General features: G+C 50.9%; 27 protein-coding genes and 1 tRNA gene. 7 read left to right on the top strand and 21 right to left on the bottom strand.

The window, feature by feature from the left end:
* Window positions 1–4 precede the first annotated feature (4 nt).
* From ACR02O_RS05060 to rpsU, 10 genes are all read right to left on the bottom strand, one after another.
* Complete coding sequence (locus ACR02O_RS05060; RefSeq protein ID WP_494522921.1) at window positions 5–901, bottom strand: CPBP family intramembrane glutamic endopeptidase; 897 nt, start codon at window positions 899–901, stop codon at window positions 5–7.
* A complete protein-coding gene (locus ACR02O_RS05055; RefSeq protein ID WP_494522920.1) occupies window positions 898–1,626 on the bottom strand; it encodes a 16S rRNA (uracil(1498)-N(3))-methyltransferase in 729 nt (242 codons plus the stop codon). The genes ACR02O_RS05060 and ACR02O_RS05055 overlap by 4 nt, the downstream gene beginning before the upstream one ends.
* A complete protein-coding gene (locus tag ACR02O_RS05050; protein ID WP_494522919.1) occupies window positions 1,626–2,996 on the bottom strand; it encodes an adenosylmethionine--8-amino-7-oxononanoate transaminase in 1,371 nt (456 codons plus the stop codon). Before ACR02O_RS05050 ends, ACR02O_RS05055 begins: the two co-directional genes overlap by 1 nt.
* A gap of 54 nt (window positions 2,997–3,050) precedes the next feature.
* A complete protein-coding gene (gene ahcY, locus ACR02O_RS05045; RefSeq protein WP_171697381.1) occupies window positions 3,051–4,343 on the bottom strand; it encodes an adenosylhomocysteinase in 1,293 nt (430 codons plus the stop codon).
* A gap of 19 nt (window positions 4,344–4,362) precedes the next feature.
* On the bottom strand, window positions 4,363–5,523 hold the full coding sequence (gene metK / locus ACR02O_RS05040) for a methionine adenosyltransferase (RefSeq protein ID WP_171697380.1): 1,161 nt from the start codon (window positions 5,521–5,523) through the stop codon (window positions 4,363–4,365).
* Window positions 5,524–5,591: 68 nt separating this feature from the next.
* Window positions 5,592–5,668: transfer RNA gene (locus ACR02O_RS05035), tRNA-Ile, on the bottom strand.
* 33 nt (window positions 5,669–5,701) lie between these two features.
* Entirely contained in the window at window positions 5,702–7,513 is a 1,812-nt protein-coding gene (gene rpoD / locus ACR02O_RS05030; RefSeq protein WP_171697379.1) for an RNA polymerase sigma factor RpoD, read from the bottom strand.
* Between the two features lie 76 nt (window positions 7,514–7,589).
* Window positions 7,590–9,329 carry a DNA primase gene (gene dnaG / locus ACR02O_RS05025; RefSeq protein WP_494522918.1) on the bottom strand — a complete coding sequence of 580 codons (1,740 nt, stop codon included), beginning with the start codon at window positions 9,327–9,329 and terminating at the stop codon, window positions 7,590–7,592.
* 15 nt (window positions 9,330–9,344) lie between these two features.
* Window positions 9,345–9,794, bottom strand: a complete 450-nt coding sequence (locus tag ACR02O_RS05020; protein ID WP_033157692.1) for a GatB/YqeY domain-containing protein — start codon at window positions 9,792–9,794, stop codon at window positions 9,345–9,347.
* 8 nt (window positions 9,795–9,802) lie between these two features.
* Window positions 9,803–10,036, bottom strand: a complete 234-nt coding sequence (gene rpsU / locus ACR02O_RS05015) for a 30S ribosomal protein S21 (RefSeq protein WP_020483611.1) — start codon at window positions 10,034–10,036, stop codon at window positions 9,803–9,805.
* A gap of 104 nt (window positions 10,037–10,140) precedes the next feature.
* Between rpsU and tsaD the strand changes: the two genes are divergently transcribed.
* Window positions 10,141–11,151 (top strand): tRNA (adenosine(37)-N6)-threonylcarbamoyltransferase complex transferase subunit TsaD, encoded by a 1,011-nt coding sequence (gene tsaD, locus ACR02O_RS05010; RefSeq protein WP_033157691.1) that lies wholly within the window; start codon window positions 10,141–10,143, stop codon window positions 11,149–11,151.
* Here tsaD and plsY read toward each other — a convergent pair whose 3' ends face one another.
* Window positions 11,152–11,724: a glycerol-3-phosphate 1-O-acyltransferase PlsY gene (plsY, locus tag ACR02O_RS05005; protein ID WP_101054500.1), complete on the bottom strand. Its 573-nt coding sequence runs from the start codon at window positions 11,722–11,724 to the stop codon at window positions 11,152–11,154.
* An 89-nt stretch (window positions 11,725–11,813) separates the two neighbouring features.
* Here plsY and folB point away from each other — a divergent pair, with 89 nt between their 5' ends.
* Both folB and folK read left to right on the top strand, forming a co-directional pair.
* The gene (gene folB, locus ACR02O_RS05000; protein WP_033157689.1) at window positions 11,814–12,167 is read left to right on the top strand and encodes a dihydroneopterin aldolase; all 354 of its coding nucleotides are present in this window, start codon (window positions 11,814–11,816) and stop codon (window positions 12,165–12,167) included.
* 2 nt (window positions 12,168–12,169) lie between these two features.
* Window positions 12,170–12,652, top strand: a complete 483-nt coding sequence (gene folK, locus ACR02O_RS04995; protein ID WP_101054502.1) for a 2-amino-4-hydroxy-6-hydroxymethyldihydropteridine diphosphokinase — start codon at window positions 12,170–12,172, stop codon at window positions 12,650–12,652.
* Window positions 12,653–12,665: 13 nt separating this feature from the next.
* On the opposite strand, the gene ACR02O_RS04990 is transcribed toward folK, so the two are convergent.
* Together ACR02O_RS04990 and ACR02O_RS04985 are read right to left on the bottom strand one after the other, a co-directional pair.
* The gene (locus ACR02O_RS04990) at window positions 12,666–13,397 is read right to left on the bottom strand and encodes a pteridine reductase (RefSeq protein WP_494522917.1); all 732 of its coding nucleotides are present in this window, start codon (window positions 13,395–13,397) and stop codon (window positions 12,666–12,668) included.
* A complete protein-coding gene (locus ACR02O_RS04985; protein WP_308441618.1) occupies window positions 13,398–13,697 on the bottom strand; it encodes a hypothetical protein in 300 nt (99 codons plus the stop codon).
* Window positions 13,698–13,873: 176 nt separating this feature from the next.
* Here ACR02O_RS04985 and ACR02O_RS04980 point away from each other — a divergent pair, with 176 nt between their 5' ends.
* Window positions 13,874–15,145 carry an IS256 family transposase gene (locus ACR02O_RS04980; RefSeq protein WP_494521800.1) on the top strand — a complete coding sequence of 424 codons (1,272 nt, stop codon included), beginning with the start codon at window positions 13,874–13,876 and terminating at the stop codon, window positions 15,143–15,145.
* A gap of 134 nt (window positions 15,146–15,279) precedes the next feature.
* Window positions 15,280–15,693, top strand: a complete 414-nt coding sequence (locus ACR02O_RS04975) for a hypothetical protein (RefSeq protein WP_494522916.1) — start codon at window positions 15,280–15,282, stop codon at window positions 15,691–15,693.
* Window positions 15,694–15,731: 38 nt separating this feature from the next.
* Here ACR02O_RS04975 and ACR02O_RS04970 read toward each other — a convergent pair whose 3' ends face one another.
* The 8 genes from ACR02O_RS04970 to ACR02O_RS04935 all read right to left on the bottom strand — a co-directional run bounded on the left by ACR02O_RS04970 (window position 15,732) and on the right by ACR02O_RS04935 (window position 23,641).
* Window positions 15,732–16,085, bottom strand: a complete 354-nt coding sequence (locus tag ACR02O_RS04970; RefSeq protein ID WP_494522915.1) for a DUF2782 domain-containing protein — start codon at window positions 16,083–16,085, stop codon at window positions 15,732–15,734.
* Window positions 16,086–16,246: 161 nt separating this feature from the next.
* Window positions 16,247–17,659 carry a hypothetical protein gene (locus tag ACR02O_RS04965; RefSeq protein ID WP_494522914.1) on the bottom strand — a complete coding sequence of 471 codons (1,413 nt, stop codon included), beginning with the start codon at window positions 17,657–17,659 and terminating at the stop codon, window positions 16,247–16,249.
* A 79-nt stretch (window positions 17,660–17,738) separates the two neighbouring features.
* Window positions 17,739–18,023: a hypothetical protein gene (locus ACR02O_RS04960; RefSeq protein ID WP_051670148.1), complete on the bottom strand. Its 285-nt coding sequence runs from the start codon at window positions 18,021–18,023 to the stop codon at window positions 17,739–17,741.
* Window positions 18,024–18,100: 77 nt separating this feature from the next.
* The gene (gene tkt, locus ACR02O_RS04955; RefSeq protein ID WP_494522913.1) at window positions 18,101–20,116 is read right to left on the bottom strand and encodes a transketolase; all 2,016 of its coding nucleotides are present in this window, start codon (window positions 20,114–20,116) and stop codon (window positions 18,101–18,103) included.
* 148 nt (window positions 20,117–20,264) lie between these two features.
* Window positions 20,265–20,912: a 3-hexulose-6-phosphate synthase gene (hxlA, locus tag ACR02O_RS04950; protein ID WP_033159367.1), complete on the bottom strand. Its 648-nt coding sequence runs from the start codon at window positions 20,910–20,912 to the stop codon at window positions 20,265–20,267.
* Window positions 20,913–21,132: 220 nt separating this feature from the next.
* Window positions 21,133–21,714, bottom strand: coding sequence for a UbiX family flavin prenyltransferase (locus ACR02O_RS04945; RefSeq protein WP_494522912.1), 582 nt, complete (start codon window positions 21,712–21,714; stop codon window positions 21,133–21,135).
* A gap of 11 nt (window positions 21,715–21,725) precedes the next feature.
* Window positions 21,726–22,670, bottom strand: a complete 945-nt coding sequence (gene pip / locus ACR02O_RS04940; RefSeq protein ID WP_494522911.1) for a prolyl aminopeptidase — start codon at window positions 22,668–22,670, stop codon at window positions 21,726–21,728.
* Window positions 22,671–22,738: 68 nt separating this feature from the next.
* Complete coding sequence (locus tag ACR02O_RS04935; RefSeq protein WP_033159370.1) at window positions 22,739–23,641, bottom strand: hypothetical protein; 903 nt, start codon at window positions 23,639–23,641, stop codon at window positions 22,739–22,741.
* 313 nt (window positions 23,642–23,954) lie between these two features.
* On the opposite strand from ACR02O_RS04935, the gene ACR02O_RS04930 reads away from it, so the two are divergent.
* Window positions 23,955–25,058: an NAD(P)/FAD-dependent oxidoreductase gene (locus ACR02O_RS04930; protein WP_494522910.1), complete on the top strand. Its 1,104-nt coding sequence runs from the start codon at window positions 23,955–23,957 to the stop codon at window positions 25,056–25,058.
* Window positions 25,055–26,068, top strand: a complete 1,014-nt coding sequence (locus ACR02O_RS04925) for a quinone-dependent dihydroorotate dehydrogenase (protein ID WP_494522909.1) — start codon at window positions 25,055–25,057, stop codon at window positions 26,066–26,068. The genes ACR02O_RS04930 and ACR02O_RS04925 overlap by 4 nt, the downstream gene beginning before the upstream one ends.
* The last annotated feature ends 27 nt before the right edge of the window (window positions 26,069–26,095 follow it).

Here is a 26,095-nt window from a genome sequence, read left to right as displayed (position 1 = left end):
TGATCTAATTGCCGCGTGCGGCTTTAGCTGGCCACTGGGTCCATACCCCATAAACAATTAGCGCGAATACCAACCAGCTACTAACCAAAGGGCCCACCACGCCGTCGTAATAGGTGTTGACCAGAAACAGTGAATCCGCTTGCAAATTGACGTTGAACAAATCTCTGCTCACTTTAATCTGCCAGACCCACGCGGCGTGACAACCGATACATAGACCCAGGCTTTGCGGCACCCGACTTCTGAGAATTGCTAAAAACACACCAACCACAAATAAAGCCAGCAAGGCGCTGATTATCTGCGGATTCAACCAGTTGGCAAACGCTTCGGCGATTAATTTTAAACCACTGCCCGGCGTTAAATCGGCGTAAACCAGTTGCGACTTACTTTTCAAAAAATGTAGCGCCGCATAATAGATGGAGCTAATTGTCACGGCTGCCATCATTGACATTTTCCGGCCTAAAGCCCCCAGCAGCAGGCCGCGAAATAGCATTTCTTCGCCGACCGCAATCAGCATCGCAAAAAACAAACCCAATCCGATTTTTTCAGCTATTTTGCCCACCGTCCAATGCCGGGTATCGTCCCAGATATGAACATCCAGCCAATACAGCGTCAACAGCACCGGCAGCAAGGTCAATAAGCCCAAGGCCAGACCTTGGCGCATTTGTTTGAAAAATATCGCTTTGGGCGCAAATCCCAAATCCGCCCAACTGAATTGCAGATAGTTCTTTAACGGAAAAATACTCAGCAGCAACAGCACCAAGGTAATTTTGCTGATAACTTTTGCCAACGGCAAAATATCGCCGGCAAGCCACAGCAAACCGTACCCCAGCATGCTCGCAGTCGTGGCGGCAATGACCAATATAAGCAACGGCAGCAACGCATAGACAATCCAGCGGATCAACGAAAATCTCCCCATAAGGTTTGCACAGCGGTCAATGCCGATAACACCGCAGTCTCGGTACGCAAGATCCGGGCACCCATTCGTACGGGAACGAATCCTGCTGTCTTGGCAATTTGGCGTTCTTGCTCGCTGAAGCCGCCCTCGGGTCCGGACAGTAAGGTAACGCGGGAATTTACCGGCTTCAGGTCCGCTAGGGATTGCTCGGCATAGGGATCGAGAAACACGCTTAATCCTTGCTGTCCGATCACCCAATCGCTTAAGTGGGCAATCTCGCCAATCACCGGACAATAAGTTCTTCCGGACTGTTCGGCCGCGTGCTGGACAATATGCTGCCAATGCTGTAAACGTTGCTGCTTTTTATCGTCGTTGAATTTGATCACGCAACGCTCGGTTACCAAGGGCGTTAACCTTGTGACGCCCAGTTCAACGGCTTTTTGTACCGCCCAGTCCATCCGGTCGCCGCGAGAAATACCCAAACCCAGATTAATCGCCAGTGGTGATTCGACATTACGCTCAATAAACTGCTCGATTTCTACGCGCACGGTCTTGCGGCTGACTTCGCTAAAACGACCCAGATATTCTCCGCCGTGACCGTTAAACAGCACGATGTTCTGATCCTGCTTTAAGCGCAGCACACTGCGCACGTAATGGGCCGCATCGTCATCCAATTCGATACGGCCGCCCACATTGAGCGGCTCAGCGACATATAAACGCGATACTCGCATTAGTCCTGCACCGCCAATTGGATGCCCTGCCAGGCCACTTCAGCCATCAGTTGTAGCTCCTGCTCGTTGATCACATAAGGCGGCATAAAATAAATCACATTCCCCAAGGGCCGCAGCAACACGCCCCGACTCAAAGCATAGCGATAAACGGCCAAACCGCGTCGCTGCTGCCAAGGATAGGCCTCGCGCGTATGCTTATTTTTAACCAATTCTATCGCAACGATCATGCCGGTTTGCCGTACTTCGGCGACGTTGGGATGCTCCTTAAATCGCTCTACGGCTTTAGTCATTAACTCCGCCAAATACCGATTATTAGCGATCACATTTTGCTGCTCAAATATCCCCAGCGTCGCCAAAGCCGCCCGGCAGCCCAATGCGTTGCCGGTGTAGCTATGCGAGTGTAAAAAGGCAGTAAGATTTTGATAATCATCGTAAAAAGCTTGATAGACCTGATTACTGGTCAAGACCGCAGACAAGGGTAAATAACCGCCGGTCAGGCCTTTGGATAGACAGATAAAATCCGGGCTGATTGCCGCTTGCTCACAAGCAAACAAGGTGCCGGTACGGCCAAAGCCCACTGCAATTTCGTCGGCAATTAGATGTACCTGGTATTTATCGCAGGCTTCACGTAGCAATTTTAGGTACACCGGATGATACATGCGCATACAGCCGGCACATTGCACCAAAGGCTCGATAATTACCGCACAAACCTCATCAGCGTGTCGCGCCAAGGCTTGCTCCATGGCCGCGAAACGGCGGGTGGAATAGGCTTCCCAACTTTCGCCATCTTCGCGATAGTAGCAATCGGGTCCAGCTACCGTGATCACATCCATCAACAACGGCGCGTAGGTGTCCTTGTATAAAGCCACGTTGCCAACCGCCAAAGCCCCCAGGGTTTCGCCGTGATAGCTGTTTTCCAGTGTGATGAATTTGGTTTTCTGAGTTTGCCCGAGATTACGCCAATAATGAAAGCTCATCTTTAACGCGATTTCGACCGCCGATGAACCGTTATCCGCGTAAAAACATTTATCCAAACCCGGCGGTGTGATTTCCACCAGCTTTTCCGCCAGTGTTAACGCCGCCTCATGGGTAAACCCACCGAGGATGACATGCTCAAGCGTTTCAAGCTGCTCTCGTAGCGCTTGATTGATAATGGGATTGGCGTGACCGAATAGATTTACCCACCAGGAACTTATTGCGTCCAGATAGCGGTTACCGTCGAAATCTTCCAGCCAGACGCCTTGGCCCGATTTAATCGGAATCAACGGCAACGCATCCGCCGCAGATGCCCGAGCATCGTGGTCTTTCATCTGACTACACGGGTGCCAGAGCACGGCAAGATCGCGCTGAGCGATAGTTTGATTATTCATAGCTTGCATAAAAAAGGGGCTTGCGCCCCCTTTCCGGTTAGATTGATCTAAGCCTTAATAACGATAATGATCCGGTTTGTAAGGACCTTCCACCGGTACATTAATATACGCCGCCTGTTCTTTCGTCAATTCGGTTAGTTTTACGCCGATTTGCGCCAAATGCGAACGCGCGACTTTCTCATCAAGTTTCTTCGGCAATACGTAAACTTTGTTTTCATAGCTGGATGCGTTGGTCCAAAGCTCGATCTGCGCCAATACTTGGTTACAAAACGAGTTGGACATAACGAAGCTAGGATGGCCGGTGGCGCAGCCCAAATTCACCAGACGACCTTCTGCCAACACGATAATGCGCTTGCCGTCAGGGAAAATGACATGATCGACCTGCGGCTTGATGTTTTCCCAGGTGTAGTGGCGTAAGGACGCAATATCGATTTCCGAATCGAAATGGCCGATATTGCAGACGATAGCCTGATCACGCATCGCTTTCATGTGATCGTGAGTAATGACTCCGACGTTGCCCGTAGCCGTAACAAAGATGTTGGCAATAGGCGCTGCTTCGTCCATTGTTACTACACGATAACCTTCCATTGCTGCCTGCAATGCGCAGATCGGATCAATTTCTGTAATCAGAACAGTTGCACCCAATCCACGTAGAGATTGCGCACAACCTTTACCCACATCGCCATAACCGCAGACCACGGCAATTTTGCCGGCTACCATTACGTCGGTGGCACGTTTGATACCGTCGACCAAAGACTCGCGGCAACCGTAAAGGTTATCGAATTTGGATTTGGTGACCGAATCGTTAACGTTAAACGCCGGTACTTTCAGAGTGCCTTTCGCCACCATTTCGGTCAGACGCAACACACCAGTGGTGGTTTCTTCGGACAAGCCTTTCACATCCGCCATCAATTCGGGGAAGTTATTGTGCATCATGGTGGTCAGGTCCCCACCATCGTCCAGAATCATATTCGGACGCCAACCGTCAGGGCCAAGAATGGTTTGTTCGATACACCATTCCGCTTCCGCCTCGGTCTCGCCTTTCCAGGCAAAAACAGGGATTCCGGCAGCGGCTATCGCAGCCGCTGCATGATCCTGAGTGGAGAAAATATTGCAGGAGGACCAGCGGACTTCCGCACCCAATGCCGTCAGTGTTTCGATTAATACCGCAGTTTGAATGGTCATATGCAAACAACCGGCGATACGCGCGCCCTTCAGTGGCTGTTGAGAGCCGAACTCGGCGCGCAAAGCCATCAAACCCGGCATTTCGGTTTCGGCGATATTAATTTCTTTACGACCCCATTCAGCTAGGGCTAAATCGGCAACTTTGTAATCGGCTTGGCTCATAATGTTTTCCTGATCCGGATTAAATGCCCGCAGCATCTTTCAATGCTTCGGCTTTGTCGGTTTTTTCCCAGCTGAAGCTGGCTTCGTTACGACCAAAATGGCCGTAAGAGGCAGTTGGACGATAAATCGGTTTTAATAAATCCAATTGGGCAATCAAGCCTTTCGGCCGCAAATCGAAGTGCTCGCGCACGATTTGCACCAAGCGTTCTTCTTCGATTTTGCCAGTACCGAAGGTTTCGATGCTGATGGAAGTAGGCTCAGCGACGCCGATCGCGTAGGAGACCTGAATTTCGCAACGCTCTGCCAAGCCGGCGGCAACGATATTTTTTGCCACATAGCGCCCCATATAGGCCGCGGATCTATCCACTTTTGACGGATCTTTACCGGAAAACGCGCCGCCACCATGGCGAGCCATGCCACCGTAGGTATCGACGATGATTTTACGGCCGGTCAAGCCGCAGTCACCCACGGGACCGCCGATGATGAACTGGCCGGTAGGATTGATGAAATACTTAGTATCTTTGTGCAGCCACTCTTTCGGCAAGGTCGGCAGGATGATTTCATCCATTACCGCTTCTTCCAGTTGTTTGCCACCTATTTCCGGGGAGTGCTGGGTAGATAGAACGACCGCATCAATGGCGACCGGCTTGTTGTTTTCGTAACGGAAAGTCACCTGGCTTTTTGCATCCGGACGCAGCCATGTCAGGGTTTTATTCTTCCGCACCAAGGCTTGTCTCTCAACCAAACGATGCGCGTAGGTAATAGGGGCCGGCATTAACACGTCGGTTTCGTTGCTGGCATATCCAAACATTAAACCTTGGTCGCCGGCACCTTGTTCGTGATTTTCCGATTCATCAACACCCATAGCGATGTCGGCTGACTGTTTACCAATGGCATTCAATACCGCGCAGCTATTACCGTCAAAGCCGATTTCGCCGTTGTCGTAACCAATCTCGCAAACTACTTTTCTGACCAACTCTTCGGTATCCACCCAAGCATTGGTGGTAATTTCGCCGGCCAAAACCACCATACCGGTCTTGACCAGTGTTTCGCAGGCTACCCTGGAACGAGGGTCTTGAGCCAGCAAGGCATCAACGACAGCATCTGAAATTTGGTCCGCAACTTTGTCCGGATGACCTTCCGAAACAGACTCTGAGGTAAAAAGGTAGTTTTTATTCACGGTTACACCCTCGCCAAAATTAAAACTTGCGCATATAAAAAAAGGCCGCGCAAACGGCCTGTTATCTGTGGTGGGCCCTGTAGGACTTGAACCTACGACCTGCCGATTATGAGTCGGAAGCTCTAACCAACTGAGCTAAGGGCCCTTAATTATCTAGCCTAAGAACACTGAAAACGCCTTACTCGCCGTCAAGAAAACATCTTAACTGCTCTGATCTGGAAGGATGCCTTAGTTTCCGTAGCGCTTTCGCTTCGATCTGACGAATCCGCTCACGGGTCACGTCAAACTGTTTGCCAACCTCTTCCAGTGTATGGTCGGTATTCATGTTGATACCGAAACGCATCCGGAGCACCTTGGCCTCTCTAGCTGTTAAGCCCGCCAATACATTTTGAGTGGACTCGCGAAGGCCGGCGATTGTAGCAGACTCTACCGGCGAAAGCATCTTGGAATCTTCAATAAAATCACCCAAATGCGAATCTTCGTCGTCACCAATCGGTGTTTCCATTGAAATCGGCTCTTTGGCAATCTTCAACACTTTGCGAATTTTGTCCTCGGGCATTTCCATACGCTCAGCCAATTCTTCCGGCGTAGCCTCGCGACCCAGCTCCTGCAAAATCTGTCTGGAGACGCGATTCAGCTTGTTAATGGTTTCGATCATGTGCACCGGAATACGAATAGTTCTGGCCTGATCAGCGATGGAACGGGTAATCGCCTGACGGATCCACCATGTTGCGTAGGTAGAAAATTTGTAACCGCGTCGATATTCAAATTTATCGACAGCCTTCATCAGACCAATATTGCCTTCCTGAATCAAATCCAGAAACTGCAAACCGCGATTGGTGTATTTTTTGGCAATAGAAATAACCAAGCGCAAATTAGCTTCGATCATTTCCTTTTTAGCGCGCCTGGCTTTAGCTTCCCCTAAGGAGATGCTACGACAAATACTTTTCAGAACAGCAATGCTCAAGCCGTAGCGAGACTCGATATCGGCCAATCGCTGCTGTGCCGCCCTAATATTCTCACGGTGACTACTGAAAACCTCAGAAAAATTAGGCCTTGCAGCGATAAATTGATCCAACCACTCAAGGTTAGCCTCATTCTCGGCAAACGCATTGATAAAGTCCTTACGCGGCATTTTTGCTTTCTTGACGCAAACATCCAGTATGAAACGCTCTTCTTCGCGAATAGCTGAAATCAACTCTTCAGAAATGGACACCATTTTTTTCAAATACTGCGGCGTCCATTTAAACTCGCAAAATATTTCGTCTATCGCATCAAACAGTTTTTCGGTTTTATCATGGCCGTAACCATGTTTTTTAACCGAGGTCGTCGCGGCTTTTAAAGCTTTTCTGAGCAACTCGACTTTTTGCTTAACCTCTTCGTAATCAACGGTTTTGCTCTCTTCTTCAGCATCCTCAGCAGGCTCTTCAATCTCGATACCGCTGACGTCAATATCCTCAACCTCAGTGAGATCGACAAAACCCAACACCAAATCGTTGAGTCGTACGCCGGAGTCTTCAACCTGAACGGAATCAAATGCTTCGATAAAAGTCTCGACAATAAACCCGGATCGGGCAATGGCCCCCACTACTTGGCGTTGCCCTTCCTCAATCCGTTTCGCAATTTTTAATTCTTCCTCGCGAGTCAATAACTCAACCGAACCCATTTCACGCATATATAAGCGCACGGGATCGGTGGTTCGGCCGAACTCGCTATCGACAGACGCCAAGGCTGCGACTTCAGCCACTTCCTCGTCGTCATCTGCAGTAACGACGGCATCTGAGGTTATCAGCGAGTCATCGTCATCCGGCGCCACCTCATAAACCTGAATCCCCATATCATTGATCATGCCGATAATATCGTCGATTTGCTCGGGATCGATAATATCGCTAGGCAAATGGTCGTTGACTTCCGCATAAGTCAAATAACCCTGCGCCTTGCCTTTTGCTATCAGTTGTTTCAGTTGGGATTGCTGTTGTTCTTGATTCATTCTTTACTCACAATACGTTTTCAGCACCAAGCGCCGCAGAACAGGAAATTATAACGGCAAAAATTAATGCGGTCACCTAGGCCTTATCCCTTAAAAGCTTCCGCAGTATCTCTTTTTCTTCAATCATTAAGCCTTCTCGACCCTCCTTTTCGATCAATCGGGTTAGCATAGCTTCCTTGGCCTGTTTACAAAGCTGTCGCAACGCACCGCAAAACTCGGACTCTTCCCCGCCCACCGGTACATCGAGATCTAAACTAGCTAAAGCTTTTACAGCTTTTTCCTGGGATGTTCCTCGGAAAGACTCCAACAAGATGGCGCTATTTTCCGGCTTTTCAAGGGCAATCCGTTGCAACACCTCTCTTAATAACTCCACTCCGGCAAAACTCAAATCATCGAGAATAACTCCCTCACGCTCAATCAAGCTTACAAAATGCGGGTGTTGAAGCAACAACCCTAATACCTTGCGAGCCAAACTGATTCTTGGCGAAGAGATGCCCTTTTTGCCAGCATAAAATTTAGACTTAAGTCTAGTCTGATTTTCGACAACATCCACGGCAATTCGGGAACCCGACAACTCTTGCAAACGGGCAAACATCATTTCCCTAAAAAACCCGGCAGGAACCTTTTCCAGCAAAGGCGTTGCTGTCGCTAGCAACTGAGACCGCCCCTCAACGGTTGTCAATTCCAATTGCCCGACAATATTCTCGAAAAAGTAATCAGACAAGACCTGCGCATTAGCAATTCGTTCCATAAATGCGGATGAATTTTCAGAACGCAACAGAGAATCCGGATCTTGACCCTGTGGCAATAGCATTATTTTGATTTGCCTGCCATCACGCAAACAAGGCAAAGCAGCATCGGCAGCCTTCCAGGCCGCCTGCCTGCCGGCATTGTCACCATCGAAACAGAACACCAATTCAGAGGTAAATCGGAACAATAAATCGATTTGCGCTTTGGAAGTTGCAGTACCCAGCGCCGCGACCGCATTGGAAATGCCAAACTGAGCCAGGGCAATCACATCCATATAACCCTCTACCACCAGTATCCGACCGGGCTTGCTATTCTTTTCTAAAAGCTCACAAAGCCCATAAAGCTCCTTACTTTTAGAAAAAACCGCAGTCTCCGGCGAATTCAGGTATTTGGGCAAAGCATCATCCAATACTCGACCACCAAACCCCACCACTCGCTTCCGTTTATCCCTGATCGGAAACATCAATCTACCGCGAAAGCGGTCGTAAACCTTGCCATCATCCCTGACCACCAGCATACCAGCCTCGATCAAATCCGCTTGATCGAAACGCGCCAACAGGGCGTCCCACTTATTTGGCGCATACCCCAGAGAAAAATCCCGCGCCACCTCACCACTGACACCCCGGGCTTTCAAATAATCTACAGCGATCCTACCCTCGGCATTTCCGCGCAATTGCTCGGCGTAAAACCCAGCAACTCCCGCCAACACCTCGTAAATATGCGACACAGTTTTTTTATCCGGCCGCCCAGACTCGCCATCGATCAACTCCCTAGGCACATCCACGCCGGCAAAGGCTGCCAAATCCTCGACCGCCTCAACAAAGCCCAGATGGTTAAATTCCATCAAAAAGCCGATTGCATTACCGCTAGCTCCACAACCGAAGCAATGATATATCTGCCGACCGCGATTAACTGAAAAGCTGGGAGTTTTTTCGGTATGGAACGGGCAGCGCGCCGTAAAATTGCTGCCGGACTTTTTAAGAGGGACGCGCGAATCGATTAGATCGACAATATCGACCCGCACCAAAAGATCATCTATGAACTGACGAGGTATCCTGCCGGACATCTTACCGACAAGATATTAAGCGATAAAACAGGCCTTGATTCTCGCACTGACATTCGCCATGTCAGCTCTACCTTGCATTTGCGGCTTAAGCAAAGCCATCACACCACCCATGTCTTTTACCGATGTGGCGCCCACTTTAGCGATAGCGTCGGCGACCATGCCATCGATTTCAGCATCACTGAGCGGTTGTGGTAGAAAATCTTGAATAACCAACACTTCAGCTTCCTCGATTTCGGCCAAATCGTTGCGACTAGCGTCTCGGAACTGTTTGATGGACTCGCGCCGCTGCTTCAGCATTTTATCGAGCACAAGGATGATTCGCTCATCACTTAGCTCGATACGCTCGTCGACCTCAACCTGCTTGATAGCAGCCAAAATCATGCGGATTACACCCAGCCTGCCTTTTTCGCCGCCTTTCATCGCGGCTTTCATATCGTCCGTGATACGCTTTTTTAACGCATCCATTGTCTGCCTTAAATTTGTGGACGACCGCGACGCAGATTTTTCAGCGCATACCGTTCACGAGCCAGCTTTTTCAAATGACGCTTAACTGCCGCAGCACCTTTGCGTTTACGCTCGGTGGTTGGCTTCTCATAAAACTCGCGGCGGCGTACTTCAGCCAATACACCGGCTTTTTCGCACGCACGTTTGAAGCGACGAATCGCGATGTCAAAATGTTCGTTCTCTTTAACTTTAACTGATGGCATTATCAATAATCCGATTTATGTTAGTATCTTTTGACGCTATCGGCGATAGCAAGCCCGCCGAAAACGGCCGATTATACTCATAAAATTCTTTAATTCAAAAACTAATGTATGTTTTAGGCATAGAAAGCTCTTGCGACGAAACGGCTGTCGCCGTCTACCAGTCCAATAAGGGCTTAATTGCGCACACCTTATACAGCCAAATTGCCACGCACGCCGAGTATGGCGGCGTCGTTCCTGAACTAGCCTCAAGAGACCATATTCGCAAACTGGTTCCGCTAATCAAAGCGCTATTGAAAGAAGCCGAATTAACAGCCAATGACATTGAAGGCATTGCTTATACAGCAGGCCCCGGCTTGATGGGATCGTTGCTAGTCGGAGCCGCCACTGCTCAAAGTCTGGCTTGGACTTGGCAAATACCGGCTATTGCCGTGCACCACATGGAAGGACATTTATTGGCGCCGATGCTGGAGGATAATCCGCCCGCCTACCCTTTCGTCGCATTACTCATTTCAGGCGGCCATACCCTGCTTATTGAAGTCCGCGCGATTGGCGAATACCGCTTACTCGGAGAATCGCTGGACGATGCCGCGGGCGAAGCGTTCGACAAAACCGCAAAGCTATTAGGCCTGGACTATCCCGGCGGCCCGAAATTGGCTGAGTTAGCGCGCAATGGTCAAAATCGCTTCAAATTCCCCAGACCGATGACCGACAGACCAGGATTGGAATTTAGCTTTAGCGGCCTGAAAACCTTCACAATGAACGCATTGCACGCCACCGAGCAAACCGAGCAGGACAAAGCCGATATCGCTTTCGCATTTCAACAGGCCGTCGCGGAAACATTAAGCATCAAATGCAAACGGGCGTTACAACAGACGCAGTTGAAAACATTAATCGTAGCCGGTGGCGTGAGCGCCAACCACGAAATTCGGAGACAATTACAACAGATGGCCGCCAAAGAAGGGGCCGAAATACGCTTTCCTCGCCCGGAATTTTGCACTGACAACGGCGCGATGATTGCCTATGCAGGATGTCAGCGCTTAATGGCGGGGCAAACCCAAAACCTGGAAATTTTCGCCCGTCCGCGCTGGCCGATGGAGCAGCTAATCAGCCTTTGATCAAGACTCTTGCCCAGCCAATAAGCGCTGAATATTGCTTTTATGCCGCCACAGCAAAATCAGAGAAATAACGGTAAAGGTAATAATCAATTTGACATCGCCAACAATCAGCCAAACATAAAGGGGCGTTAATGTTGCAGCTACCAAAGCAGCTAACGACGAAATTCTGCCCATTTTGTAAACGACAAACCAAGTGGCAGCCACCACCAATCCCAATAGCCAAGCAACACCGAGCGTTACGCCCAGCGATGTTGCCACACCTTTGCCACCTTTAAATTCAAAAAAAATCGGATAAAGGTGCCCCAAAAAAGCGGCAAACACGACCATGGAAAGAACCATACTATCGACCGCCAACGCCTTCGCCAACAACACCGGTAATAGCCCTTTCAAAGCGTCACCGAGCAAAGTAATCGCCGCAGCCTTTTTACCGCCGATACGCATAACATTGGTTGCCCCCGGATTACCGGAACCGTTTTCCCGAGGATCCGCCAAGCCCATCATCTTACAGACGATAATCGCACTAGACACCGAGCCAGTTAAGTAAGCCAAAGGCACCAACAACCAATCCATCATTTAATCAACCTCTCGTCAATACTTGTACAGCGGCGCTATTTACTCGATACTGCCGCCTCTTCAAGAAATATAATAACCGGAAAGCAACGATGGACATCATCTTTTTAGGCGGGCTTGAAATCGATACTGTGATAGGTATTTACGAATGGGAAAGGAAGATTAAACAAAAAATCATCCTGGACATTGAAATGGGCTTTGACATCCAAAAAGCCGCCGCCAGCGACGATATTGCCCACACACTGGACTATAAAGCCGTTTCGGATCGCGTTGTCAGCTTTGTCGAGCACAGCGAATTTTATTTAGTGGAAAAGCTGATAGAAGAAATTGCCGGCATTTTACGCAGCGAATTTGCGATTCCCTGGGTAAAAATCACCCTAAACAAGAAAGGCGCGATTAGCCGCGCTCGCGACGTCGGCATCATCATCGAACGCGGCGAAAGATAGTCATGCCTACCGGATATATCAGCATCGGCAGCAATATAGATAAGGAAATTCACATTCCAGCCAGCCTGCTCACGCTACGCGAATTGTTCGGGGAGCTGACCATTTCCAGTATCTTCGAAAGCGAGCCGGTAGGCTTTGTCGGCGACAGCTTTCATAACCTCGTCGTGCAATTCGAATCGGCATTATCCGCGAAAGAAGTCGCCAAATTGCTGAAGCAAATCGAACTGGACCACGGCCGTAGCAGGGAAAGTCAAAAATTCTCGGCCCGAACTCTGGATTTGGACTTGATTTTATACGGCGACCAAATCATCAGTGACGGCAGACTGCAAATTCCGCGCGATGAAATAGAACATTATGCCTTCGTACTGGAGCCTTTAGCGGAAATTGCGCCAAACGCCACTCACCCGATAAGCAAGCGTTGTTACAAAGACCTGTGGCACGATTTCGACAAACGCGATTTACGCCAAACCAAACTTGAGAAATAACGCTCTGTAAACTTCAGCGAAACAGTGTCCGTCCACCATCTACCGTCAGTACTTGGCCGGTAATATAATCGGCGCTGCCAACCAAAAACCTTACTGCTTTGGCAATATCGTCTGCTTCGCCGCGACGCTGCAAGGCCACTTTTTTTAAGATTTCCACCCGCTCCGCTTCATCTACATCTTTCTCCGGCCATAAAATAGCGCCCGGAGCCACCGCGTTAACGCGGACTTCCGGCGCCATTTCCCTGGCCAATATCCGCGTCATCGCCACCAAGCCGGCCTTAGCCATGCTGTAAACCGGAAAGCCCGGCAAACCTGTCTCGGCGTGAATATCGGCGATATTCACTACACAGCCGTTTTTAACTTTTAGTGACGACCACAACGCTTGTGTCAAAAAAAACGGCGCTTTCAGATTACTAGCCATGACCAAATCCCAGTCCTGTTCCGTGACTTGCCCAAGCGGCACGGATTGAAACAACGACGCGTTATTCACCAAAACATCGACACCATCCCACTGAGCTACTGCATTTTCGGCCAACTTCTGGATGCTGCTAAACACCGATAAATCGGCGTTTAATACTCGTGCCGATTCGGCTCGCACGGCGTTCAACTCGGCAGCTAAACGTAAAGCGTCTGCATCGGAGCGGTTGTAATGCAAAATCACATTACAACCCTCACCGTGCAGTAAGCGGGCACACGCCGCACCAATGCGTCTTGCCGCACCGGTTATCAGCACATTTTTGGGCATTTATTGCCCAGCGGCCGGCAAACTGGCGATCAATTTTTTTCTAATCAGATAGCAAGCTGCCAATGCGACGAATACGGGTAATTGGGTAAGTAAAAACTCAGTCACCGAATGCTTAGTTACCATGCCGGCCAATGGCACCACAATCAGCATTTTAGATAACCACCAAGTCAGCCAATACCCTATCAGACCGATCACAGACCAATTAATTAACGGGCCGCCATGATTTTTCGCCGCCATATAAAACCAAACCAAGGTCAAAATACCGCATAACTTAGCCAGAAATAACATCTTCTCCCCCATTTTATTGTTGTTAATATGCAAACCAAACCGTAACGCAATGTAAACCAATCCCGGCAGAAAGATCAAATCAATACGAGTTATAACTAAATCTGGTGTACGGCCCGACTTGATGAAAGGTGGCGCCCTCTGCTGAAATGAGATTGTCGAGATCGAATAACAGCAAAATGAGAGACGCCATGAACAAAGATAATGCAAAAGACTGGAATAATGCCAGTGGGATTAACGATCCTTTGACGGATTTGTTGAAGACGGGTGCTAGAGCCTTGATCCAACAAGCCGTTGAGGCGGAGCTACAGGCTTTTCTGGGCGAATACGCCAAGGTTACCGATTTACGGGGCCGGCAAACCGTGGTGCGTAATGGCTATTTGCCGGAGCGGGAGATCGTGACGGGCGTGGGTAACGTGACGGTCAAAATCCCCAAGGTTCGAGACCGTTCCGGCGGCAGGATCAAGTTCAACTCGTCGCTGGTGCCGCCGTATGTTCGCAAGACAAAACGGGTGGAAGCGGCCTTACCCTGGCTGTATTTGCGCGGCATTTCCACCGGCGACATGCAGTCGGCCTTATCGGTGTTGCTGGGTGACGATGCCAAAGGCTTGTCACCTGCCGTGGTTAGCCGCCTGAAAGCCCAATGGGCCGAGGATTATCTGGCCTGGAATCGGCGAGATTTATCGAAGGAGCGCACTGTGTATGTCTGGGCCGACGGCATCTATTCGACCCTGCGTGGCGAGGATGATCGGCTGTGCCTATTGGTCATCATCGGAGTCAACGAACAGGGTGAAAAGCGCTTGCTGGCCTTATCGGACGGTTATCGGGAATCGAAAGCCTCGTGGCTGAGTGTTTTGCAGGATTTACAAACGCGAGGTCTACAGGACGCGCCGAAACTGGCTACCGGCGACGGCGCTTTGGGTTTCTGGGCAGCCATCAACGAAGCTTGGCCCACCACACAACACCAGCGCTGCTGGGTGCATAAGACGGCGAATGTGCTGGCGACGCTACCCGATTCAATCCAAGGCAAGGCCAAGGCGGGGCTGAAAGAAATCTGGATGGCGGAAACCAAAGCCCTGGCCAATCAAGCCTTCGACACGTTCTTGCGTGACTTTGAAGCCAAGTACCCCAAGGCGGTGGGCGTGTTGGAAAAAGACCGTGAATCGCTATTGGCCTTTTACGACTTTCCCGCCGAGCACTGGATACACATTCGGACGACAAATCCGATCGAATCCAGCTTTGCGACGATTCGCCATCGGACCACCCGCACCAAGAACTGCGTGTCCCGCAATACCTTGTTGGGCTTGGTGTTCCAATTGGCGTTAACCGCCGAGAAGAGTTGGCGCAAGATACGCGGCTTTAAACGATTGCCGGATGTGATTGAGGGCATTCGTTTTCAGGACGGCATGGCTGTCATTATGGAACCGGAGAAAACAGAAGAAACACAGCAGATGGCCGCCTGATTCAAATCAGCCATACACCAGATTTGACTATTTCTCAATCAATACCGTCAGACCCTTTATAGCTTGTGCTTCAAACTTGCAGGCTTAAAACATATAATCGCAGCCATCCTAAAACAAGAACATGAGGAACACCCATGCACGCACGTCTTTTTGCCATCGCATTGCTGACTATCGGTTTCGGAAATTCTGCTTGGTCGCAATCCACACCCAGCCATGGCGGTCACGGCGGAACCAGCGGCGGCGCAGAGGGCAGCGGCTGCATCAACGCTAAAATTAGCCGCTACACGCCGGAACATTTAGCCACAGTCAAACCGGGTTCGGAGTTTTCATTTGCGGTTTCCGGCAGCAATGGCCCGGGTCACATTCATGTCAGCATTAAACAGCAACCTGTCGCGGTTCAAATTGAAGACAAGGACACGTTCTATTTGGTGAAAGGTAAACTGCCTGACGACCTTATAAACACGGTCGTCAGAATCTCGGTGAAAGCCAAAGCAAAAGTCAGTAAATGCGATGCGGACGGCGGCTGGCTGCTAAAAATTGCCGAGTAATCTTAGGGCGTCATATTGGGAGGATACATTCAATAAGCTCAATTGAAATCCCACTCGAACAACGTCCACTTGTTGATATTGGTGTTTTCGTCCAAATCATTTTTTTTTACATCCATCTGCTCGTCGCCGTTGGTATCCAGCATGTAGTAAGCAGGGCCAACCTGGGGCTGAATTTTCACCATGTATAGCTTGCCGTTGCGGCGAAACTCCTGAATAGTATCTTTGCCTTTACGAATAATGGTAATGTCGGGCTCCATCTCTTCCCCTGACTGCACCGGAGCCGGTAAATCAGGCGGTTCCGGAACTGGCGCCAATTCGTTGGCATCAAGGCCTGCGGCAAAAGCAACGATCGGCAAAAACAGCATCAAGCTAAAACCCAATAAACGAGACATCAAGATCCCTGCAAAAAATTTGAATGTGGGTAGTCATGATAATACAGATTCGGTAAAGCCGTATAAATCCATGGTTTGCCGGCCCCTTCGACACACTAAAACCAGCAGGCATAAAAAAACCGGCACTTCCAAAAGGAAGTGCCGGCTTCTTCAGGCAGGTACTAAGCCTGTTTACGTAAGTATTTCTCTACCCCGGTAGTTCTAGCCACGACCTCATCCTTGGACTGCAAGGCTTGCTTTGCCATGTAACGCGCCACACCCGACACGCCAGGCGCATCCTTTGCTAGTGCGTCCTGTTTGGACATGTATCTGGCTACACCAGTGAGTTCTTTCGAATCCTTATCCAGCAACTCATGCTTAGTGACATATCGGCTAACCGAGCTCACTTCGGCAACAGGTTTTTGCGCTAATATTTGCTTGGCTAAATACTTGCTGACACCAGTAGGCGGCGGCAACTGTCTGGTCAATATTGCCTGCTTGGCAAGGTAACGGGCAACACCGGTTAAAGGCTCTGCCTGGCTTTGCAATTGCAACTGTTTAGCCAGATATTTGGCAACACCGGTTGGCTTTGGCGCTTGTTGGGCAGACGCAGCCTGCCTAGCGAGGTAACGCTCTACAGCGGAACCCTCAAATGCCAATTCCTCGGCCAATTCTTGCTGAGCATTTTGTTCTTGATTCAACTGAGCCTCCGCTTTTTCCTGTTGCGCTAGCGCTTCCGCTGCAACATATCGGGCAATCAAAGCCGCAGCTGCCGCTTTTCTATCCGCGGCCGCCTGCTCCGCCAAAAATTTAGCAACGCCGGTCAAAGGTGCCTGCTCTTTTAATAAGCGCTCCTGTTGAGCGACATACTTAGCCACACCGGTTACTAGTGGCGCATCTTTCGCCAACAAAGCTTGCTTGGTGACGTATTTGCTCACACCGGTTGCGATTGGCGCGTCTTTTGCCAAGACATCTTGCTTCAACACATACTTGGCAACGCCGGTAACCAATGGCGTCGAACCGCTCTGCATATTTTGCCGAATGACGTATTTAGCAACATTGGTCACCGCATGGTCTTCGCGATCATTTTTGGTAATGTATTTAGAAACCCCAGTCACCGGCGCTTCTTTAGACAAAATCGACTGCTTGATCAGGTATTTGGCAACTCGAGTAACCGGATTTTCCGCTTGTTGAGTCAGATATTTATCGACACCCGTCGCAACCGGCTCGCTTTCGGTCACTTCTTCAACAAGCTCTTCTACTACTTCGGCAACTTCTTCAATTTCTTCTTCTAGTGATTCCTCGACAACCGACTCCACGACAACCGGCTCCACGACAGCCGCCTCTTCGACGGCTTGCCGGGCTTTTTCCAATTTCGCTTGCAAGGCTAGATATTTCGCCACCCCGGTCAACGGCTGACCGTTTTCGTCCAGTTCCGGCTTTGGCGGCTCAAGTTTTTGCAGATAACGGGCTACACCGGTCAATTGCGCGTCTTCGCTGTCGACACGAGAATAAGCTTCCGACCGACTATCACTACTGCTCGAATTGTCGAACAAAAAGCCGAATAAGCTATTCATCAAACTGTTTGTTGCCATTTGAGAATACTCCTGAATGTAATAATTGTTATGTGTCTAGACGACGAGTTCATCAAATTCACGGTATAGCCTAAAAATACTAGGAACCCGCCGCGCTGAATACTACTTTAGGCTGAAAACTGGCTGCCGGGTACTTGGCATCAACTTCTGACGTCGGCTCCTGCTTTGCTTCGGCGCAAGGCGCACTAGCATTACTGGTAGCGGCGACCGGAGAACTGGCCTTGGCGACTTCCGCAATAGCAGGATCTCTGTAGAGAACCTTAGGTTGAAAATCCGCGGCAGGATATTCCTGGGCACTGACAGCAGCCGATGCAGCAAACAGCAAGCCCGTTAAAAACTTCTTAATCAATTGCGTGTTTATCATGATTCCACCTTACTCTATTGATTAAAGACGGGCCTGCCGGCAACCTCGTCACCGACAGGCCTTTCACTTAGCGCCTATTAAAGCACAGCTTCCACATTAGCGACGACATTGTCCACGGTAAAGCCGAACTCTTTGAAGAGTTGACCTGCCGGGGCCGATTCGCCGAAACGGTCCAATCCTACGACTCTACCCGCGCTGCCGGCGTATTTCCACCAGCTGTCGGTTACTCCCGCTTCTACTACCACGCGCTGAGTCACGCTTGGCGGCAATACGCTGTCTTTGTACGCTTGGTCTTGCGCTTCAAAGACGTTGGTCGATGGCAAGGACACCACGCGGATGTTTTTGCCTTTGGCTTCCAGCGCTTCAGCGGCTTTAACCGCCAATTCCACTTCAGAGCCGGTGGCAATGATGATGGCATCCGGGGTACCGGCACTGTCTTTCAGGATGTAGCCCCCTTTGCTGATCGCGTCAATTTGTGCGGCGGTGCGAGGCACGTGCGGCAGGTTTTGACGGGAGAAGATCAGGGTGCTCGGTCCGTCTTGACGTTCGATGGCGGCTTTCCAGCACACGGCCGACTCGACCGCGTCGCAAGGGCGCCAGACGTGCATGTTGGGAATCATGCGCAGGGTGGCGGTTTGTTCGACCGGTTGGTGGGTCGGGCCGTCTTCGCCCAGACCGATGGAGTCGTGGGTGTAAACGAAGATGGTCGGGATTTTCATCAACGCGGCCATGCGCAGGGCGTTACGGGCGTATTCCGAGAACATCAGGAAGGTGGCTCCGTAGGGTTTGAAGCCGCCGTGCAGGGTGATGCCGTTCATGATAGCGGACATACCGAATTCACGCACGCCGTAGTAGGCGTAGTTGCCATCGAAGCCCGGTTGGTTGACGTCTTTGCAGCCGGACCACAGGGTCAGGTTGGAGCCCGCCAAGTCGGCAGAGCCGCCCAGCAGTTCGGGCAACAAGGGGCCAAAGCCGTTCAAGGTGTTTTGTGAGGCTTTGCGGCTGGCGATGGTTTCGCCTTTGGCATCCACCGCAGCGATAAACGCTTTGGATTTTTCAGCCCAATCGGCAGGCAGTTCATTTTTGATCACGCGACGTTCGAATTCGGCCGCGAGTTCAGGGTGTGCGGCTTTGTAGGCAGCAAATTTGGCGTTCCAGGCGCTTTCCAGTTGGGCGCCTTTGGCATTGGCGTCCCAACCGGCTTTGATGTCGGCAGGGATTTCAAACGGCGCATGCGGCCAGCCCAGGTTTTCACGGGTCAGGGCGATTTCCGCTTCACCCAAGGCCGCACCGTGACATTCTTCTTTGCCTTGTTTGTTCGGCGAGCCAAAACCGATGGTGGTTTGGCAGCAGATGATAGAAGGCTTGTCGGTGACTTTTTTGGCTTCTTCAATCGCGGCTTTGACAGCGTCAGGGTTGTGGCCATCCACTTTAGGAATGACGTGCCAGCCGTAGGCTTCGAAGCGTTTCGGGGTGTCGTCGAGGAACCAGCCGGCAACGTTGCCGTGTCCACGGACTTCGCCGTCGATGGAGATGTTGTTGTCGTCGTAGAAGGCGATCAGTTTGCCCAGTTTCATGGAGCCGGCCAGGGAGCAGGCTTCGTGGGAGATACCTTCCATCAAGCAGCCATCACCCAGGAACACGTAGGTGTGGTGGTCGACGATGTCGTGACCGGGACGGTTGAATTGGCCGGCCAGAGTACGTTCCGCCAAGGCGAAACCGACGGCATTGGTGATGCCTTGTCCCAAAGGACCGGTAGTGGTTTCGACACCGTCGGTGTAACCGTATTCAGGGTGGCCTGGGGTTTGCGAGTGCAGTTGGCGGAACTGTTTCAGTTCTTCGATCGGCAGGTTGTAGCCCGCCAAGTGCAGCAAGGAATAAATCAGCATGGAGCCGTGGCCGTTGGACAGGATAAAGCGGTCGCGGTTGGGCCATTTAGGGTTGCTGGGGTTGTGTTGCAGAAAATCGTTCCACAATACTTCTGCGATGTCGGCCATCCCCATCGGGGCACCGGGGTGCCCGGAGTTGGCTTTCTGTACGGCGTCCATGCTAAGTGCGCGGATGGCGTTCGCTAAGTCTCGGCGCGAAGGCATGTTTAATTCTCCTTTGAATCTGGTAGTGCGAGCCGGCTCGTGATCGGCCGTGCCCGGTAAAAACTGGGGGTTATAACGAACGAAAGGACGAGTGGCGCTAACCACCCGTCCTTATATTTCCTAACAAATAGGAATTGACAAAGCTGGTTTATGCAGCAGCAGCGTCAACCAGTTCGCGGATTTCGCGAGCAGCTGTTGCTGGGCATGGTGCGCCATAGATAGCAGCACCAACCACGATGATGTTAGCGCCAGCTTCAACGACTTGTTGTACAGTCGCTTGTTTGATACCACCGGCAACAGAAATACGTACGCCCAAGCCCAAACGAGCGATGTCGTTCAAGTCGCCAAATGGGGTTTGGCCTGCCGCTTGTGCATCCAAACCGGTGTGAATACCGACGATTTGCGCGCCCAATTTAACAGACTCTCTCGCGCACTCGGCTTTGTCAGCCACGTTGATCAAGTCGATTTGGGTTTCGGCAGCGTGTTTTTTTGCTGCTTTGATAACGCCAGCGATAGTAGCCAAACCAGATACGCCCAACACGGTGCAGATGTCTGCGCCTGCAGCGTAGAAAGCGCCTGCTTCGTATTCGCCTGCGTCCATGGTTTTCAGGTCAACCAACAACAATTTGTCTGGGTAACGTTGTCTCAGTTCTTTGACCAGGTTGATACCGTTGTATTTAATGCAAGGAGTGCCGATTTCAAAAATATCGACATAAGGCGCTACTTTATCAGCCAATTCGACAGTTTGGTTGAAATCCAGTGAATCCAACGCCATTTGAATTAATGGTCTTGCCATATTTATGTGCTCCGATTGTTATAGTTACAGTTATTGTTTTAAGACCCACCCCCCAACCAAACACCATTTTCAGGTCTTTAAGTCGAGAGCGCCGCAAGCCTTTGTCGATGGGCATTTTTCGCGAGTGCGGCAACTCTAAATCAGAATAAGGCACCCTGTCAATTGAAGACCGACTATTTACCCGGCAAAAACCCCGTATTTAGTCGAGACCGATAAAAACTTAACCGCCCAGACCCGTCCAAGGCTTGAATAGCCCCGTCGCGTCAACCCCAAACATATCCAGAATTCGCCCCACCCCCTCATCAACCATTGCCCGCACGGAATCGGTCTTGTTGTAAAAAGCCGGCATTGGCGGATAGATAATCCCGCCCATTTCCGTGACGCTGGCCATATTGCGGATATGCGCCAAATTTAACGGGGTCTCGCGGGGCACCAGCACCGTTTTGCGGCGCTCTTTCAACGCCACGTCCGCCGCTCTGGAAATCAAGTTATCGCCAAACCCATGCGCTACCGCCGCCAGCGTCTTCATCGAACACGGCGCAATCACCACGCCTTCGGTCTTGAAAGAGCCGCTGGCAATACAGGAAGCAATATCGTTTATGCCATGCGTAACATCCGCCAGTTCATACAAAGCAGCCCGATCCATATCCAGTTCGTATTTCAGGTTAACCAAGCCGGCGGACGATACCACCAGATGCGTTTCCCATTCGTTTTGCTCTCGCAATATTTGCAGCATCCTGACGCCGTAAATAGCCCCGGTTGCGCCGGTCATGCCGATGACCAGTCGTTTTTTATTGCTCATAATGCCCTTGTCTACGCTAAAAGCCTGGCCATCTCATCGGTCGCGGATACTAACGCATCGATCATTTCGTCGCCCCGCGCAATGTGGCCGGCATTTGGCAGCACTACGTAACGAGATTGCGGCAACGCTTGATGCAGGCGCCAACCGGCTTCTATAGGACAGGTCAAATCGTTTCTGCCGTGAATGATGATAGTTGGTATCGACTGTAACGCCGCACAGTTTTCCAGGATTTGATTTTCGCGGATGAAATAATCATGGATGGCATAAGACAATTCCATTTTTACTTGCCGTAGCATTTGCTCGCTAACCGACTCCATACTTTCCAGATAGTCATTGCCCAGCGCCACTTGCCCGCTCCAGGCTTGCCATTGTTGAGCACCACGTTTAGCTACATCCTGATCGGCACCAAAAATCGCCTCCACCAATCGCTCCAGGACATTGGCATCCGGCAAATTGGGCAAAGCATCCAGCAAGATCTGCCAGCGTTCGGGGTAGATTTTATTGACGCCGTTACCCAGAAACCACTCCATATCGGCCTGCCGCGCTAAAAACACGCCGCGCAAGATCATAGCCAACACCTGTGTCGGATGCTGCTGAGCATAAAGCAAAGCCAACGTACCACCCCAGGAACCGCCGAATAACAACCAACTATCAATCCGTAATTGCGTGCGGATACGCTCCATATCGGCCAGCAAATCCTGAGTGGTATTGCCTTGCAATTCACCAAACGGCTCGGATAATCCGCAGCCACGCTGATCCATCAGGATAATGTGGTAGCGCTCGGGATCGAAAAACCGCCGATGATCCGGCTTGGTGCCGGAACACGGCCCGCCATGCAAAAAAATCGCCGGAATACCGGCCGGATTGCCGGATTGCTCGACATAGACGCTATGCTCGCTATCGGTTTCCAGAAAAAAGGTATGAAACGGCGAAATGTCCGGATAGAGGGTTTTCATTGATTTTCATCCATAAAAAAAGGGAAGGCTGTGACACCTTCCCTTTTGCGTGCTAACTAAGTGTTAACTTAGAATTTGAAACCTAAGTAACCGCCAGCACTGAAACCGTCGGTAGGTGTACCGTCCAATTTGCTGGTGGAGTAGTGGTAACGCACGTCGGAACCCAATACGATGCCTCTGAAGATGTCATATTCGGCGCCAGCACCGAAGTTCATACCAGCATTCAACACGGAAACCGCGTTGGAAGGCACGCCCAGAATGTTGATGTCCAGACCAACCGGAATCAACCAAGGACGGAATTTGCTGCCGTGCATGAATTTGATTTTTGGAGAAGCATTGATTCTCAAGCGAGCATCGGTTGCTTGAGTGTCATCAGTAATTGCCGTTGCATTGAGAGATGGTACATAGTAACCACTCGACACAGTGTTTGCACCAGTACCGTACTGAGCATATTCAATACCCAACTCAATAGCGAAAGAGGTGTCATCCACCAATCCGAACAAATCGTTGTTCACGTTAAAATCAAACGCACCACCGAAGTAAAAACCTTCGTTGTTTTGGTTGTTGGATAAGAATGCGCCATTATGCGTTGGAAAAACAGTGCTTCCTCTGGCGTGATCCAAGGCTTGCCAACCGCCACGAACCGCTACCAAGTTATCTTTTGCAGACGCTTGCGCAGGAGTTGATTTAACAGACGCCATCCATTGATCCAACTCTTGAACTTTTGCATTCGCAGCAGTGGAGCTGGCAGATGAAGACTTAACGCGGCTCAATTCAGCTTGCATGGCTTGCATTTGCTCGGCCATTTGTTGCATTTGCGCTTCCAGAGCTTCGGTTTTTCTGGCGGCAGCGTCAGCGACGCGCTCGGCACTGGAACCGGCAGCTTGGGCTTGTGGGGCAATGAATGCTCCAGCCATTGTTAAAGACGCTGCGGCAACACCCAGCGCTAATTTGCTTTTAGTAAAACTCATTGTTGTTCCCCCCAAGGGTAATTATTGTTAAGACTGAATAGCTTTAAAGCAACACAGGATTTCTTCACGTGGGCAATAATAGCAGCAAAACACTAGCCTTACAAGTTTTAAGTCTATTTTTTTTACTCAAAAAATTTGTTTTATATCAATAAGATACAAATACTTTGTAAACTATAATCCATATTTGTCAAAAATTAACAACAGCCATTTGCTTTTTCACACACCCATGGACAATCGGCAAACCCTATCAAAATAAGCCGCCTTCGTGTTACCTTAAAAAAGCCTTCTTACACCCGTTTTCCTCGGCATTTGCATGACCACACACCTGGATATTCTGATCATCGGCGGCGGTATCAGCGGCCTATTAGCCGCTCGCGAACTGCGCCTAGCCGGCCGCGACGTCACCATCCTCGACAAATCCAAACCGGGCCAGGAATCCTCATGGGCCGGCGGCGGCATTTTGCTGCCGATTTATCCCTGGCGCCAAGCCGCAGCGATCTCTGATTTAGCGGTCAACAGCTTAAAAAAATACCCAGCCTTAAGCCGGGACCTGCTCGCCGCGACCGGTATCGACCCTGAATGGTATGACTGCGGCATGCTGATCTGCAAAAACCCGGACTACGCACAAGCCATAGAATGGTGTGAGCAGTACCGCATCGACTATCAGCCGGCCGCAATGGCCTTGACCGAGCCGTTTAACAGCGAACTCGACCAACCACTATGGCTGCCGGAAATTGCCCAAGCCCGCAATCCCAGATTATTAAAATCGCTCCACGCTTACTTAATACAAGCCGGCGTGAAATTTCTCGATAGTACCGAAATTCGCAAGATCGGCATCGCCAACCACCGAGTTGAGCGCATTGACACCAACAACGGTACCCACACCGCTCAACACCTGATCGTCAGCGCCGGGGCCTGGACCACCGATTTAATGCGGGATTTATTACCGGATTGGCCGGTAGACCTGCAAATCAAGCCGGTCAGAGGGCAGATGCTGCTGTTCGACGCCACGCCAACAACCTTGCCTTACATGGTGCTGGACGGCGATCAATATTTGATCCCGCGCCGCGATGGCAAAATCCTGGCGGGCAGCACCGTGGAGCAAGCCGGCTTTCACAAAGTCACCACCGAAGACGCCAAGCAACAGCTTTACCAATTCGCCACCGAGTTACTGCCGACCTTGAAAAACTATCCCGTTTGCCATCATTGGGCCGGCCTGCGCCCAGGCAGCCCGCAAGGCATACCTACGGTTGGACAACATCCCGAAATTGAGAATCTCAGCATCAATGCCGGCCATTTTAGAAACGGTTTGGTGATGGGGCCGGCTTCCGCAAAGCTGTTGGCGGACCTGATTCTGCAGCGCCCCACCGAAATTGACCCGACCCCGTATTCGCTAACTCGAGCAACCGCGCCATGAACCTTTATCCCTTGCTACGCCCCCTACTGTTCTCACTGGATCCGGAAACCGCGCATCACCTCACGCTGGATCTGTTAAAGCTGGCCCAGCACAGCGGCTTGTCGGTTTTGAGCAAACCCAAAGTCAGCGACAAGCCGGTCGAGGTGATGGGCTTGAATTTCAAAAACCCGCTGGGGCTGGCTGCTGGCCTGGATAAGAACGGTGATTACATCGACGCCTTGGCCGAGCTGGGTTTTGGCTTTATCGAAATCGGCACCGTCACCCCGCGCCCACAACCCGGCAACCCCAAACCGCGGCTGTTCCGCCTGCCGGAACACCAGGCCATCATCAACCGGATGGGCTTTAACAACCAGGGTATCGATCATTTACTGACGCAAGTCGGCACCTGCCGGTATCGCGGCATTTTGGGCATCAATATCGGCAAGAACGCCGACACCCCCCTGGAAAACGCCACCGAAGATTATTTGATCGGTTTAAGAAAAAGCTATACCGCAGCAAGCTATATCACCATCAACATTTCCTCGCCCAACACCAAGAATTTGCGCCAGCTGCAGCAAGGTGACGAGATCAAGCAATTACTCAGCGCTTTGAAGGAAGAACAGCTGAAGTTGCAAGCGGCACAGGGCAAGTACACGCCCATCGCGGTAAAAATCGCCCCGGATTTAACGGATGAAGAAATCAGCCACATCGCGGCATTGCTGGTGGAATTTGGCATCGACGGGGTGATTGCCACCAACACCACCATCGCCCGCGATAAAATCCAGGGCCATATCCACGCCAACGAAGCCGGCGGCTTGAGCGGCGCACCAGTTAAAGACAGCTCGACTCGGGTAGTGAAAGGCTTGGCGGCAGAATTGAACGGCAAACTGCCGATTATCGCGGCCGGCGGCATTCTCAGCAGTGCAGACGCCCAGGAAAAGCTCGCAGCCGGCGCCAGCCTGGTGCAAATCTATAGCGGCTTGATTTATAAAGGCCCGGCGTTGATTGAAGAGATACTGAGCGCCATCTGATCAGCCAAAGGGTACGCGGTGCGTACC

It is taken from the genome of Methylomonas sp. PHL2-19 (genome assembly GCF_059331595.1).
This window is presented reverse-complemented; position numbering and strand designations above follow the sequence as displayed.

Coding starts and splice junctions, on each gene's coding strand:
- ACR02O_RS05055 (WP_494522920.1), bottom strand. CDS start 1,626: ATGCGAGTATCGCGTTTATATGTCGCTGAGCCGCTCAATGTGGGCGGC.
- ACR02O_RS05050 (WP_494522919.1), bottom strand. CDS start 2,996: ATGAATAATCAAACTATCGCTCAGCGCGATCTTGCCGTGCTCTGGCAC.
- ahcY (WP_171697381.1), bottom strand. CDS start 4,343: ATGAGCCAAGCCGATTACAAAGTTGCCGATTTAGCCCTAGCTGAATGG.
- rpoD (WP_171697379.1), bottom strand. CDS start 7,513: ATGAATCAAGAACAACAGCAATCCCAACTGAAACAACTGATAGCAAAA.
- dnaG (WP_494522918.1), bottom strand. CDS start 9,329: ATGTCCGGCAGGATACCTCGTCAGTTCATAGATGATCTTTTGGTGCGG.
- ACR02O_RS05020 (WP_033157692.1), bottom strand. CDS start 9,794: ATGGATGCGTTAAAAAAGCGTATCACGGACGATATGAAAGCCGCGATG.
- rpsU (WP_020483611.1), bottom strand. CDS start 10,036: ATGCCATCAGTTAAAGTTAAAGAGAACGAACATTTTGACATCGCGATT.
- tsaD (WP_033157691.1), top strand. CDS start 10,141: ATGTATGTTTTAGGCATAGAAAGCTCTTGCGACGAAACGGCTGTCGCC.
- plsY (WP_101054500.1), bottom strand. CDS start 11,724: ATGATGGATTGGTTGTTGGTGCCTTTGGCTTACTTAACTGGCTCGGTG.
- folB (WP_033157689.1), top strand. CDS start 11,814: ATGGACATCATCTTTTTAGGCGGGCTTGAAATCGATACTGTGATAGGT.
- folK (WP_101054502.1), top strand. CDS start 12,170: ATGCCTACCGGATATATCAGCATCGGCAGCAATATAGATAAGGAAATT.
- ACR02O_RS04990 (WP_494522917.1), bottom strand. CDS start 13,397: ATGCCCAAAAATGTGCTGATAACCGGTGCGGCAAGACGCATTGGTGCG.
- ACR02O_RS04985 (WP_308441618.1), bottom strand. CDS start 13,697: ATGGGGGAGAAGATGTTATTTCTGGCTAAGTTATGCGGTATTTTGACC.
- ACR02O_RS04980 (WP_494521800.1), top strand. CDS start 13,874: ATGAACAAAGATAATGCAAAAGACTGGAATAATGCCAGTGGGATTAAC.
- ACR02O_RS04975 (WP_494522916.1), top strand. CDS start 15,280: ATGCACGCACGTCTTTTTGCCATCGCATTGCTGACTATCGGTTTCGGA.
- ACR02O_RS04970 (WP_494522915.1), bottom strand. CDS start 16,085: ATGTCTCGTTTATTGGGTTTTAGCTTGATGCTGTTTTTGCCGATCGTT.
- ACR02O_RS04965 (WP_494522914.1), bottom strand. CDS start 17,659: ATGGCAACAAACAGTTTGATGAATAGCTTATTCGGCTTTTTGTTCGAC.
- ACR02O_RS04960 (WP_051670148.1), bottom strand. CDS start 18,023: ATGATAAACACGCAATTGATTAAGAAGTTTTTAACGGGCTTGCTGTTT.
- tkt (WP_494522913.1), bottom strand. CDS start 20,116: ATGCCTTCGCGCCGAGACTTAGCGAACGCCATCCGCGCACTTAGCATG.
- hxlA (WP_033159367.1), bottom strand. CDS start 20,912: ATGGCAAGACCATTAATTCAAATGGCGTTGGATTCACTGGATTTCAAC.
- ACR02O_RS04945 (WP_494522912.1), bottom strand. CDS start 21,714: ATGAGCAATAAAAAACGACTGGTCATCGGCATGACCGGCGCAACCGGG.
- pip (WP_494522911.1), bottom strand. CDS start 22,670: ATGAAAACCCTCTATCCGGACATTTCGCCGTTTCATACCTTTTTTCTG.
- ACR02O_RS04935 (WP_033159370.1), bottom strand. CDS start 23,641: ATGAGTTTTACTAAAAGCAAATTAGCGCTGGGTGTTGCCGCAGCGTCT.
- ACR02O_RS04930 (WP_494522910.1), top strand. CDS start 23,955: ATGACCACACACCTGGATATTCTGATCATCGGCGGCGGTATCAGCGGC.
- ACR02O_RS04925 (WP_494522909.1), top strand. CDS start 25,055: ATGAACCTTTATCCCTTGCTACGCCCCCTACTGTTCTCACTGGATCCG.